Annotated in this window: 15 protein-coding genes; 9 read left to right on the top strand and 6 right to left on the bottom strand. The window is 68.5% G+C overall.

Annotated elements, in window-relative coordinates; genetic code table 11:
- The first annotated feature begins 75 nt into the window (after positions 1–75).
- The 5 genes from WAL33_RS13055 (at position 76) to WAL33_RS13035 (ending at position 5,164) form a co-directional block, all read left to right on the top strand.
- Positions 76–720 carry a phosphoribosylanthranilate isomerase gene (locus WAL33_RS13055; RefSeq protein WP_422181982.1) on the top strand — a complete coding sequence of 215 codons (645 nt, stop codon included), beginning with the start codon at positions 76–78 and terminating at the stop codon, positions 718–720.
- A gap of 16 nt (positions 721–736) precedes the next feature.
- Positions 737–1,957 carry a tryptophan synthase subunit beta gene (gene trpB, locus WAL33_RS13050; RefSeq protein WP_422181981.1) on the top strand — a complete coding sequence of 407 codons (1,221 nt, stop codon included), beginning with the start codon at positions 737–739 and terminating at the stop codon, positions 1,955–1,957.
- Between the two features lie 12 nt (positions 1,958–1,969).
- Positions 1,970–2,797 carry a tryptophan synthase subunit alpha gene (trpA, locus tag WAL33_RS13045; protein WP_422181980.1) on the top strand — a complete coding sequence of 276 codons (828 nt, stop codon included), beginning with the start codon at positions 1,970–1,972 and terminating at the stop codon, positions 2,795–2,797.
- An 11-nt stretch (positions 2,798–2,808) separates the two neighbouring features.
- The gene (locus tag WAL33_RS13040) at positions 2,809–3,735 is read left to right on the top strand and encodes an acetyl-CoA carboxylase carboxyltransferase subunit beta (protein WP_422181979.1); all 927 of its coding nucleotides are present in this window, start codon (positions 2,809–2,811) and stop codon (positions 3,733–3,735) included.
- A 115-nt stretch (positions 3,736–3,850) separates the two neighbouring features.
- The gene (locus WAL33_RS13035; protein WP_422181978.1) at positions 3,851–5,164 is read left to right on the top strand and encodes a bifunctional folylpolyglutamate synthase/dihydrofolate synthase; all 1,314 of its coding nucleotides are present in this window, start codon (positions 3,851–3,853) and stop codon (positions 5,162–5,164) included.
- A gap of 15 nt (positions 5,165–5,179) precedes the next feature.
- On the opposite strand, the gene WAL33_RS13030 is transcribed toward WAL33_RS13035, so the two are convergent.
- Entirely contained in the window at positions 5,180–5,455 is a 276-nt protein-coding gene (locus tag WAL33_RS13030) for a hypothetical protein (RefSeq protein ID WP_422181977.1), read from the bottom strand.
- 237 nt (positions 5,456–5,692) lie between these two features.
- Between WAL33_RS13030 and WAL33_RS13025 the strand changes: the two genes are divergently transcribed.
- The gene (locus tag WAL33_RS13025; protein WP_422181976.1) at positions 5,693–6,040 is read left to right on the top strand and encodes a glycine zipper 2TM domain-containing protein; all 348 of its coding nucleotides are present in this window, start codon (positions 5,693–5,695) and stop codon (positions 6,038–6,040) included.
- Positions 6,041–6,105: 65 nt separating this feature from the next.
- Here the strand turns inward: WAL33_RS13025 and WAL33_RS13020 are convergent, their stop codons facing one another.
- The 4 genes from WAL33_RS13020 to WAL33_RS13005 form a co-directional block, all read right to left on the bottom strand.
- Positions 6,106–6,618 carry a DsbE family thiol:disulfide interchange protein gene (locus tag WAL33_RS13020; RefSeq protein WP_422181975.1) on the bottom strand — a complete coding sequence of 171 codons (513 nt, stop codon included), beginning with the start codon at positions 6,616–6,618 and terminating at the stop codon, positions 6,106–6,108.
- A complete protein-coding gene (gene ccmD, locus WAL33_RS13015; RefSeq protein ID WP_422181974.1) occupies positions 6,615–6,782 on the bottom strand; it encodes a heme exporter protein CcmD in 168 nt (55 codons plus the stop codon). The genes WAL33_RS13020 and ccmD overlap by 4 nt, the downstream gene beginning before the upstream one ends.
- 2 nt (positions 6,783–6,784) lie before the next feature.
- Positions 6,785–7,531 (bottom strand): heme ABC transporter permease CcmC, encoded by a 747-nt coding sequence (gene ccmC, locus WAL33_RS13010; RefSeq protein WP_422181973.1) that lies wholly within the window; start codon positions 7,529–7,531, stop codon positions 6,785–6,787.
- A 70-nt stretch (positions 7,532–7,601) separates the two neighbouring features.
- Entirely contained in the window at positions 7,602–8,144 is a 543-nt protein-coding gene (locus WAL33_RS13005) for a Spy/CpxP family protein refolding chaperone (protein WP_422181972.1), read from the bottom strand.
- A 164-nt stretch (positions 8,145–8,308) separates the two neighbouring features.
- On the opposite strand from WAL33_RS13005, the gene WAL33_RS13000 reads away from it, so the two are divergent.
- The 3 genes from WAL33_RS13000 to WAL33_RS12990 all read left to right on the top strand — a co-directional run bounded on the left by WAL33_RS13000 (position 8,309) and on the right by WAL33_RS12990 (position 10,628).
- Positions 8,309–8,659, top strand: coding sequence for a DUF3147 family protein (locus tag WAL33_RS13000; protein ID WP_422181971.1), 351 nt, complete (start codon positions 8,309–8,311; stop codon positions 8,657–8,659).
- A 173-nt stretch (positions 8,660–8,832) separates the two neighbouring features.
- Entirely contained in the window at positions 8,833–9,717 is an 885-nt protein-coding gene (locus tag WAL33_RS12995; RefSeq protein ID WP_422181970.1) for a DMT family transporter, read from the top strand.
- A 176-nt stretch (positions 9,718–9,893) separates the two neighbouring features.
- Positions 9,894–10,628 carry a DUF3800 domain-containing protein gene (locus tag WAL33_RS12990; protein WP_422181969.1) on the top strand — a complete coding sequence of 245 codons (735 nt, stop codon included), beginning with the start codon at positions 9,894–9,896 and terminating at the stop codon, positions 10,626–10,628.
- Between the two features lie 39 nt (positions 10,629–10,667).
- On the opposite strand, the gene WAL33_RS12985 is transcribed toward WAL33_RS12990, so the two are convergent.
- On the bottom strand, positions 10,668–11,077 hold a 410-nt coding region (locus tag WAL33_RS12985; RefSeq protein WP_422181968.1), incomplete at its 5' end, for a heme exporter protein CcmB.

Raw genomic sequence — 11,077 nt, 5'->3', positions numbered from 1 at the left:
CCCCTCTGGGGGAGGTGGCCCGGAGGGCCGGAGGGGGTCTTGCACCCACGACCTCGAAACCGTACCTCCCCCTCCATGACCACCAAGGCCAAGATCTGCGGGCTCTCCACGCCCGAGACCGTCACCGCCGCCGTGAGCGGCGGCGCGGCCTTCGTCGGCTTCGTGTTCTTCGCCAAGAGCCCCCGCAACCTCGACCCCGAGACCGCCGCCCGGCTGGCCGCGCCCCTCCGGAACCGCCCGGTCAAGACCGTGGCCGTCACGGTCGATCCCGACGACGCCCTGGTCGATCGGCTGATGGCCACGCTGAAGCCCGACCTAATCCAGGTGCACGGCAAGGAGACCCCGTCCCGCGTTCGCCAGATCGCCCAGCGCAGCGGCGCCGGGGTGATCAAGGCCTTCTCGGTCTCGTCGACCGCCGACGTCGACCAGGCCGCCGCCTTCGACGGCGTCGTCGAGCACCTGATGTTCGACGCGAGACCCATGCAAGGATCAGCCCTGCCCGGCGGCACCGGCGCAAGGTTCGACTGGAGCCTGCTGGAAGGCCGGCGATTTTCTCGCCCGCATTTCCTGGCCGGAGGGTTGGATCCGTGGAACGTGGCCGAGGCGATCAAGGCTTCCGGCGCGCCCCTGATGGACGTTTCCTCTGGCGTCGAACGGGGTCCCGGCCTAAAGGACCCGGCTCTGATCACGGCGTTCCTGGACGCCGTCAAACGCGCCTGAACCCTTGGATGGCCCTGTGAACGCCCCCAGCAAGCCCAACGACTATTCGGCCTATCCCGACGCCAACGGTCGCTTCGGCGATTTCGGCGGCCGCTATGTCGCCGAGACCCTGATGCCGCTGGTGCTGGAGCTGGGCGAGGCTTACGCCGCCGCCAAGGCGGACCCGGCCTTCCAGGCCGAGCTGGCCGGCTACAACACCCACTACGCCGGCCGACCCAGCCCGCTCTATTTCGCCGAGCGGCTGACCGAGCACTTCGGCGGGGCCAAGATCTATTTCAAGCGCGACGAGCTGAACCACACCGGCTCGCACAAGATCAACAACGCCCTGGGCCAGATCCTGCTGGCCATGCGCATGGGCAAGACCCGGATCATCGCCGAGACCGGCGCCGGCCAGCACGGCGTGGCCACCGCCACCGTCTGCGCCCGCTTCGGCCTGCCGTGCGTCGTCTACATGGGCGCCACCGACGTCGAGCGTCAGAAGCCCAACGTGTTCCGCATGAACCTGCTGGGCGCCGAAGTGCGCCCGGTGACCTCGGGCACCGGCACCCTGAAGGACGCCATGAACGAGGCGATGCGCGACTGGGTGACCAACGTGCACGACACCTATTACCTGATCGGCACCGCGGCCGGCCCGCACCCCTATCCGGTGATGGTCCGCGATTTCCAGAGCGTGATCGGCATCGAGGCGCGCGAGCAGATCCTCGAGATGGAAGGGCGTCTTCCCGACGCCGTGGTGGCCTGCATCGGCGGCGGCTCCAACGCTATCGGCCTGTTCCACCCGTTCCTGGCCGATGAGGGCGTGCGGCTGATCGGCGTCGAGGCGGCCGGGCACGGCGTCTCCACCGACAAGCACGCCGCCTCGCTGACCGGCGGGCGGCCGGGCGTGCTGCACGGCAACAAGACCTACCTGCTGCAGGACGATGACGGCCAGATCATCGACGCCCACTCGATCTCGGCGGGCCTGGACTATCCGGGCATCGGTCCGGAGCACTCGTTCCTCCACGAGATCGGCCGGGCCGAATATGTCTCGGCCACCGACGACGAGGCCCTGGCGGCCTTCCAGCTGTGCTCGACCCTCGAAGGCATCATCCCGGCCCTGGAGCCGGCCCACGCCCTGGCCCGGGTCGGCGACATCGCCAAGGAACTGGGCAAGGGCAAGATCGTGGTGATGAATCTCTGCGGTCGCGGCGACAAGGACATCTTCACGGTGGCCGAGGCTCTCGGGCGCAAGATCTAGGACCTATCCAGCGTGACCAAAGACCGTATCGACCGCCGCTTCGCGGCGCTGAAGGCCGAGAACCGCGCCGGTTTCGTGACCTACATCATGGCCGGCGATCCCGACGCCGCCACGACCCTTAGCGTGCTCAAGGGCCTGCCGGGCGCCGGCGCCGACCTGATCGAGCTGGGCTTTCCGTTCTCCGACCCGATGGCCGAGGGTCCGACCATCCAGCGCGCCGCCCAGCGCGGCCTGGCCTCGGGCATGACCCTGCAGGGCACGCTGGACCTGGTCGCCGCCTTCCGCGAGGGCGACGGCGACACCCCGATCATCCTGATGGGCTATCTGAACCCGGTGCTCAATCGCGGCTTCCCGGCCTTCGCCGCCGCCGCCGCGACGGCCGGTGTCGACGGCCTGATCATCGTCGATTGCCCGCCGGAAGAAGCGGGGCCCCTGACCGACGCGCTGGAGGCCGAAGGGATCGCCCTGATCCGCCTGGCCGCCCCGACCACCGACGACAAGCGGCTGCCGATGGTGGTCCGCCGCACCTCGGGCTTCGTCTATTACGTGTCGGTGGCGGGCGTGACCGGCGTGAAGTCGGCGGACGCCGGCGACGTGGCCCCGGCCGTGGCCCGGCTGCGCGCGGCCTCGGGTCTGCCGGTGGCCGTCGGTTTCGGCATCCGCACCCCGGTCCAGGCGGCCGCCGTGGCGCGCGTCGCCGACGCGGCCGTGGTGGGCTCGGCCCTGGTGGACGAAATAGAGTCCGCGGCCAAGATGAACGAAAACGTGACCGAGAAGGTTCTTCTCAAGGCGTCGGAGCTGGCTAAGGCTGTGCGGTCGGCGCGACTCGAATTGGCGTGAGGCTGAAGGCTATGGCGATGGCTGAACCCCAGGGGCCCAAAAAGGGCGACAAGACCAAGGTCGCGACCGAGCGACGCGGCGGCTGGCTGTCGCGGATCGCGCCCGGCGTGCGCGGCGCGTTCGCGAAACGCGAGACGCCCGAGAACCTCTGGGTCAAGTGCCCCGACACGGGCGAGATGATCTACCGCTCCGACCTGGAGGCGGCCCTGTGGGTCACCCCGGCCGGACGCCACATGCGCATCGGTCCCGAGCTGCGCTTCAAATTCACCTTCGATGAAGCGCAATTCGAGGTCCTGCCGACCCCGGCCGTGTTCGAGGATCCGCTGAAGTTCTCGGACGGCAAGTCCTACAAGGACCGCCTGGCCGCCGCCCGCAAGGCGACCGGCGAGCAGGACGCCATGGCCATCGCCTTCGGCAAGGTCGGCGGCGTTCCCGCCGTGGCCCTGGTCCAGGACTTCGCCTTCATGGGCGGTTCGCTGGGCATGGCCGCCGGCGAAGGCTTCATCGCCGCCGCCGAGGCCGCGATCGAGCGCCAGGTTCCGCTGGTGGCCTTCACCGCCGCCGGCGGCGCGCGGATGCAGGAAGGGGCCCTGTCCCTGATGCAGATGGCCCGCACGACCCTGGCCATCAACCAGATGAAGGACGTCGGCCTGCCCTATGTCGTGGTCCTCACCGACCCGACCACCGGCGGCGTCACCGCCTCGTACGCCATGCTGGGTGACGTGCACCTGGCCGAGCCGGGCGCCCTGATCGGTTTCGCCGGTCCCCGGGTGATCGAGCAGACCATCCGCGAGACCCTGCCGCCGGGCTTCCAGCGCTCGGAATACCTGGTCGAGAAGGGCATGGTCGACCGCGTCACGCCCCGCAAGGAGCTGCCGGCTGTGCTGGGCTCGATCCTGGGCACCCTGATGATGGGACGCGGACTGAAGGCGGCTTAGCCAAAGTTGGCGAACGATCCTCGTCCTTCGACAAGCTCAGGATGAGGATCGAGTTTAGCCTGAGCGAGCAATAGCCCTCATCCTGAGCCTGTCGAAGGACGAGGGCGAACACTCCATGACCGACCACCTTCGCGCCCATGACGCCGCGCTGGCGCGGCTGCAGACCCTGCATCCCAAGCTGATCGACCTGTCGCTGGATCGGATGATCCGGCTATGCGCCGCCCTGGGCGATCCGCAGAAGCGCCTGCCGCCGGTGATCCACGTGGCCGGCACCAACGGCAAGGGCTCGACCGTCGCCTATCTGCGGGCCATGGCCGAGGCGGCCGGCCTGAAGGTCCACGTCTTCACCTCGCCGCATCTGGTGCGCTTTTCCGAGCGCATCCGCCTGGCCGGCGTCCTGATCACCGACGAGCACCTGGCCGACGTGCTGGAGCGGGTCGAAGCCGCCAACGCCGGCCTGCCGATCACCTTCTTCGAAATCACCACCGCCGCGGCCTTCCAGGCCTTTTCGGAAGTTCCGGCCGACCTGTGCCTGGTCGAGGTGGGCCTGGGCGGGATCCTGGACGCCACCAACCTGGTCATGCCGGCGGTCAGCGTCATCGCCCCGATAGACATCGACCACCGCGAGTTCCTGGGCGACACCCTGGCGGCCATCGCCCAGGAAAAGGCCGGGATCATCAAACCCAACACCCCGGTGGTCAGCGCCCGCCAGGCCGAAGAGGCCGAACGGGTCGTCGAGCGCGAGGCCGACCTCTTCGAAGCGCCCCTGACGTTGGCGGGCCGCGATTTCGACGCCTGGAACGAGCGCGGACGGCTGCTGGTCCAACTTCAGGACCGCCTGCTGGACCTGCCGGCTCCGTCCCTGCCGGGCGAGCACCAGTTCGCCAACGCCGGCCTGGCGGTGGCGACGCTGCTGGTCCTGAACCACCCGCGCATCGACGAGGCGGCGATGGCCCAGGGGATCGCAGCCGCGACCTGGCCCGCGCGGTTCCAGCGCCTGACGGCCGGGCCGCTGGCGCAGCGCGCCAGGGCGGCCGGCGCCGATCTCTGGCTGGACGGCGGCCACAATCCTCATGCCGGCCAGGCCGTGGCCCGAGCCTTGGGCGAGTTGGCGGCCCGCGACGGACGGCCCGTGGCGCTGATTTCGGGCCTGCTGGCCAACAAGGACGCCAGCGGCTTCTTCGCGCCGTTCGCGCCGCTGGGAGCCAAGGTGTTCACGGTGACGTTCGAAGGCCACGCCGCCGCCAGCGCCGCCCAGACGGCGGCGGCGGCCGAGCTGGCGGGTCTGCGGGCCCATGCCTGCGACAGCGTCGAGACGGCGCTGGACAAGGCGCTGGCGATGACGCCGACCCCGCACGTGCTGATCTGTGGCTCGCTCTATCTGGCGGGCGAAGTGCTGGCGATGAGCCCGGAGACTTGGCCGGTTTAGGGGCCGACCTAGGGTCTAGACCAGGATGTTCAGCAGCGAGCCGGGGCGCAGGATCCGCTGTGGCTGCTCGGCCGGCTGGACGAACGGACGGGCCGGCGGCTGACGTTGGGGCTGGGCCTGGGTCTGCAGCTGGACGGCGATCGGCGGAGTCGTGGGCCGGGTCGCGGCGGCGTCGTTGACGGCCGCCTGGAAGAACGCCGCGGCGCGCGAGCCGCCAGCCGCCGGCGATCCCTGCGCGGATGCGGGTCTCGTGGGAACGGAGGGCAGGCCGGTGGGGCGGATCGTGCTCATGAATGCGACTCTATCATGGTTAATGGAAAGTCGGCGAGCATGGTCAACGCGCGGTTAATGGTCGCGGGTCCGACGCATTAAAAATCGGGGAAAACCCGCAGGGCGGTCATGAACCTGAACGCCAGATGAAAGTCGGGTTGTCGACGCCGTTCAGACAGCCGCGCGTAGGGTGTCCCCAAGATCGACCCGGATCGGGGCCGGGCGGTCGGACTGGATCTGACCTGAAAGGGAAAGCCGATGCGCACCACCACCAAGACCGCCGCCACGATGATCGCCGCCGCCACGGCCGCTCTGAGCCTGGTTTCGGCCCCCAGCTTCGCCTCGGCGCATGACGGCCGCTATGATCGCGACCACCATCGCTACGAGCGCTACGACAGCCGTTACGATCGTCGCTATGACAACCGCTACGACCGCTGCCGCGCCGACCGCAAGAGCGGCAAGGCGACCGGCGCGATCATCGGCGCCGTGGCCGGGGGCCTGCTCGGCAACTCGGTCTCCAACGGCAACCGCACCCCCGGCACCCTGCTGGGCGCCGGCGTCGGCGCCTATGCCGGCAGCCAGATCGGCAAGGGTTCGCGCTGCTAACGGCCTGAACCGCCAGAATCGAACGAGGGCCCGGACCGGCGCAAGCCGTCCGGGCCTTTCCGCGTCTAACGCAGCTTGGCCAACATCTTCTGGGCGTCGGCGTCGGTCAGCGGGCCGCTGTGCTTGGCCAGGATCATGCCGTCGCCCCCGACCAGGAAGGTCTCGGGCACGCCGGTGACGCCGAATTCGATGCCCGCGCGACCGTTGCGGTCGACCAGCTTGACGGCGAACGGATCGCCCAGTTCGGCCAGGAACGCCTGACTGCGGGCCGGCTCGTCCTTGTAGGCGATCCCGACCACGGTCACGCCTCGGGCCTTCAGGGCCATCAGCTGCGGAGCCTCGACGCGGCAGGGGGCGCACCAGGAGGCATAGAAGTTGATCAGGTGCGGGCCTGACAGCGCCTCCCGCACCGCCACCATCTCTCCGGTGTCGAGGTCGGGCAGGACCACGGCCGGGACCGGCTTGCCGACCAGGGCGTCGGGCTGGACGCGCGGGTCGTGCTTGAGGGCGTAGCCCGCGAACAGCACCGCCAGGGCCACCAGAACGATCAGCGGCGCGAAGCCGATCCAGCGCCTCACGGCTTGCGCGCCTCGCGTAAGGCCTGCAGCCGCTGGGCCTCGCGCCGCCAGCGGCGGGCCGAGGCCAGGCTGTCGGCGATCATCCAGACGAAGACGGCGGCCGAAAGAGCGAAGGCCGGCCAGACATAGACGGCGTATTTCCCGGCGTCGAAATCGAAGTGCATGCTCAACCCTCCGCCGCTTGCAAGGCCAGGGCCCGGGCCTTGCGCCGCCAGACCAGGGCGCGGATCCGCACCAGCCACAGGGCCCCGAACGCCGACAGATAGGCCAGGCTCATCACCAGCATCGGCCAGGCATAGACGGCCGGCAGGCGGTTTTCCGGCTTGGCGAACAGGGTGGAGCTGCCCTGATGCAAACTGTTCCACCACTCGACCGAGAACTTGACGATCGGCAGGTTGATCAGGCCGACCAGGGCCAGGATGGCGGCGGCCCGGGCCGCCTTCTGCTCGTCCTCAAGGCCCGAGCGCAGGGCCAGGTAGCCCAGATAGAACAGCAGCAGCACCAGCACCGAGGTCAGCCGGGCGTCCCACACCCACCAGGCGCCCCACATCGGCCGGCCCCACAGCGAGCCCGTGGCCAGGGCCAGGACGGTGAAGGCCGCGCCCAGCGGCGCGCAGGCCACGGCGGCGGCGTCGGCCAGGGCGTGGCGGAACACCAGGGCCAGAAAGCTGGCGATCCCCAAGCAGAGATAGACGAACAACGAAAGCGAGGCGGCCGGCACGTGGATGAACATCATCCGCACCGTGTCGCCCTGCTGATAGTCCTCGGGGACGGCGAAGGTCAGGACCAGGCCGACGGCGGCCAGACCTGCGGCGATCACGCCGAACATCGGCGCGGCCCAACGGGAAAAGGCCATGAACCGCTCGGGGTTCGTCAGGAAATCCAGCGGATGGTGTTGATCACGGGCGCCCATTTCCGAGCCTTAGAAGACCTTAAGGGCGCCCGCAATCGTGGAGGCTACCTAGGGGAGCCTCCTGCCGAACTCAGTCAGCCTTCGGCGGCGCGATCGGCGGATGGCCCGGACCGCCCTTGAAGTGACGGAACTGGGCGCGGTGCATCATCCGGCCATGGCCGCCGCCCATCGGGCCGAGAGCGTCGAAGGCCTTCTTCTGACTGGGCGACAGGGCCGCGTAGAACGACCGGGTGGCGTCGATGCGGGCCTTGGCGCGGGCCAGGTGCTCGGTCTCGCGGTCCAGGCGCTCGGGCGTGGTCAGCGCCTTGGGCGGACCGGCGGCGGCGTCGCGCCTGCCTCCGTCCCTGTTCCAGTCCTTCGGACCGGACGCGGCCAGATAGGCCTTCAGGGCGCCGTCCTGGTCGGAACGCAGCTGCAGCACGTCGCGCAGGTGCTGGGCGCGGGCCTCGGGGTCGGGGCGGTGGTGGCGCATCATCGGACCGCCCGGACCGCCGTCGGCCATCGGTGGCATGCCGGGCGGCGGCGAGGCGTCCTGGGCGACGGCGACCGCCGCGGTGGACAGGGTGAGTACGGCGGCGGCCGTCAAGGCCAGGCCGCGCGATTGCAAGCGCATGGAGGTGCTCCGGTAAAAGTCCCTTGAGTTGAACCTCGATTCCCCATGTAACGCTGGGATGTCAGAATCCCCGGCGAATGTTGCAGAACTGACGGACAGGCCGTCCCTGACGCTTTGACGTCGCGCCGGAAGTCTCGCGGCGACACCCCAAGGAGCCTTCGCAGATGCTCTATCTTCTGGCCAAGGCCGCGATCTCCGGCGTGATCATCGCCCTGGTGTCCGAGATCGCCAAGCGCCAGCCGGGCTTCGCCGCCCTGGTCGCCTCGCTGCCGCTGATCTCCATCCTGGGCATGCTGTGGCTGTGGCGCGACACCCGCGACGTCGGCCGGATGGCGACCCATGTGGAGGCCACGTTCTGGTACGTGCTGCCGTCCCTGCCGATGTTCCTGATCGTGCCGGCCCTGCTGCGGCGGGGCGTGAACTTCTGGATGGCGTTGGGCCTGGGCTGCGCGGTGACCGTCGGCCTCTATCTGACGATGACGGCGATCGGACCACGGTTCGGACTGAAGCTCTAGCTGCTTGCGGGCCGCCCTCGTCCTTCGACAAGCTCAGGATGAGGGCTACTTTTGCGGTGTCGGCATTCGAACTCCTCATCCTGAGCCTGTCGCCAAGCAACTTGGGACGGGGAATTCTCCCGCAGCGCTTGGTGCTGACGCAACTCGGCGCGAACACGGTTAGAAGCCCAGCCATGAAACGTATCGCCTTCCTCGCCCTGATCATCTCCGGCCTTTGCTGGGGCCTCGGCTTTCCGTTGGGCAAGCTGGTGCTGCGCGAAACTGACTCCGCCCACATGGTGCTGCTGCGGTTCGCCGTGGCGGCGGTGGTCGCCGCGCCGTTCGCCCTGCGGACCGCCGAAACGCGGGCGCTCTTTGGCTCGCCGGTGATCCTGGCGGCCGGGGCGCTGTACGGGATCGCCTTCATGGTGCAGTTCGAAGGCCTGGCCCATGTCAGCGTCACCCTGGCGGCCCTGCTGGTCGGGGCCATGCCGGCCCTGATCGCCATCGCGGCCAAGCTGCTGGGCGAAAAGGTCAGCCGCGCCTCGTGGGCCGGGGTGGCCGCCGCGACGCTCGGCGCCGCCCTGATCGCCGGCAAGCCCGACGGCGCCGGCTCGCCCCTGGGGGTGGCCCTGTCGCTGGGCTCGCTGTTCATCTTCCTGGCCTGGCTGACCGTGATGCGCCGCGCGCCCAAGGCGCCGAACGAGATGGCCATCCCGGCGGTGACGGTGATCATCGCCGCCGCCACGGTGACGCCGATCGCCTTCCTGATGCACGGCCCGCCGAAGCTGGATCTCAGCGTGGTCGCCTGGAGCGGGATCCTGGGCCTGGGCGTCCTGAGCACCTTGCTGGCCACGGCGGCCTGGCAGTTCGGTTCGGCCCGGGTCGACAGCGCCAGCGCCGGGGTGTTCATCAATATCGAGCCGCTGATGGGCGCCTGCGTCGGGGTCTGGCTGTTCGGCGACCACCTGACCTGGGCCCTGGCGGCCGGCGGGCTGATGATCATCGCCGGCAGCTTCGCGGTGGTGCTGGGCGAGCGGCGGACCCCGCCGGTTACGTGCAGCGCGGGGCCGATTTAGTCGGTTATGGGGTGAATAAGTAAAGCTGGCCGGCTGAGCTCCGGAAGTGGGTGTCTGCCAGATCCACCTTTGGCTCCAAGTCCCAGACCGACTTGCGAATGTCAGCTAGTTGACGCTGCGCGAAAAACAATTCAACTCTGGCTAAGTTGATGCATTGAAAGAATGTGTCGGGACCTATGAACTTCGAGAAGTTCCACTACGGCAGTCGTGAAGTCGTCGTTTTCGTCGATGAAGCCGGCGATCGAGAGCTGCGCGATCCTGGCAATCCAGTATTTGTTCTAGGCGGATGTGCTTGCTGGGGACGAGATATAGAACATTCGATCAGACAGCCGTGGCTTGATGTCCGCGCGGCCATCACTGGCAGTCGTGAGAAGCCGATCCACATGAGGGAATTAAGTCGACGTTTTGGTCGGCGACACGTGGCCACAATGCAGAAATTCTTTCTCAACGGCGATTTCAGACGTGTTGGATTCGGCGTTACGGATCGAACCGTGTTCGACGTTGGCGGCTTCCCAAAAGCTCCGGTTCTGGAGATCGCCCTTGAGCAGTTTCTTGCTTCAATCGCCGAGCTAATGTCATCGGACGAGCCTGCCGAGGCGATATCAGTCGTCTTTGAGGATGGCCCGTTGTTACCGTTAATTCGGAAGCAATGGCCCAACAGGGCGCTCACCCGTCAACAAGACGGCGTAGGTATCCCTATTTCGTGGGCCACGCTTGATAAGGACGCCGGCGAGCCAGCCCTTGAAGTGGCCGACTACATTGCTCACTCACTGGCTGGATATCTTCGGGCGGAGCGTTCCAGGGACTCAAAATTTGCTGAGCGCCACGATGCGATCTTCGCGGCCAACCCGGCCATAGGGAAAAGCCTTGAACTTAACGAGGCCCGCCTCGTCGAGGCCGACAACGCTTAGCTTCGCTTGTCCTCGATGGGTGAAAGCGGATGTTGGCATCTAATCCAGCGCGTTCCGACAAGCCGCCGCCATAGCGATGGGCCCCAGCGCCACGGCCGCAGCGGAATAGGCCAGCAGCAGGAACAGGCCGCCCGTCCACGGGAGCCCCCCAGCCAAAGCGTCCAGCGCCCCGGCGCCGAAGATCACCGGCGGCACGTAGAGCGGCAGGACGATCACCGCCACCAGCAGGCCGCCGCGCTTCGAACCCAGCGCCAGGCTGGCGCCCAGGCCGCCCAGGAACGAGAAGGCCAGGCCCCCGGCCAGGGCGCAGGCGATCAGCAGCGGGATGATGTGCGACGAGGCGCCCAGGGCCAGGGCGGCGATCGGCGCGGCGAAGGCCAGGGGCGCGCCGGCCGCCAGCCAGTGGGCCAGGCACTTGGCCACGGCCACCGCCTCGAGCGGGGCGGGAC

Origin of the sequence: Caulobacter sp. (genome assembly GCF_049283275.1) — a bacterium.
Lineage (GTDB): Bacteria > Pseudomonadota > Alphaproteobacteria > Caulobacterales > Caulobacteraceae > Caulobacter.
This window is presented reverse-complemented; position numbering and strand designations above follow the sequence as displayed.

Coding starts and splice junctions, on each gene's coding strand:
- WAL33_RS13055 (WP_422181982.1), top strand. CDS start 76: ATGACCACCAAGGCCAAGATCTGCGGGCTCTCCACGCCCGAGACCGTC.
- WAL33_RS13040 (WP_422181979.1), top strand. CDS start 2,809: ATGGCGATGGCTGAACCCCAGGGGCCCAAAAAGGGCGACAAGACCAAG.
- WAL33_RS13035 (WP_422181978.1), top strand. CDS start 3,851: ATGACCGACCACCTTCGCGCCCATGACGCCGCGCTGGCGCGGCTGCAG.
- WAL33_RS13030 (WP_422181977.1), bottom strand. CDS start 5,455: ATGAGCACGATCCGCCCCACCGGCCTGCCCTCCGTTCCCACGAGACCC.
- WAL33_RS13025 (WP_422181976.1), top strand. CDS start 5,693: ATGCGCACCACCACCAAGACCGCCGCCACGATGATCGCCGCCGCCACG.
- ccmD (WP_422181974.1), bottom strand. CDS start 6,782: ATGCACTTCGATTTCGACGCCGGGAAATACGCCGTCTATGTCTGGCCG.
- ccmC (WP_422181973.1), bottom strand. CDS start 7,531: ATGGGCGCCCGTGATCAACACCATCCGCTGGATTTCCTGACGAACCCC.
- WAL33_RS13005 (WP_422181972.1), bottom strand. CDS start 8,144: ATGCGCTTGCAATCGCGCGGCCTGGCCTTGACGGCCGCCGCCGTACTC.
- WAL33_RS13000 (WP_422181971.1), top strand. CDS start 8,309: ATGCTCTATCTTCTGGCCAAGGCCGCGATCTCCGGCGTGATCATCGCC.
- WAL33_RS12995 (WP_422181970.1), top strand. CDS start 8,833: ATGAAACGTATCGCCTTCCTCGCCCTGATCATCTCCGGCCTTTGCTGG.
- WAL33_RS12990 (WP_422181969.1), top strand. CDS start 9,894: ATGAACTTCGAGAAGTTCCACTACGGCAGTCGTGAAGTCGTCGTTTTC.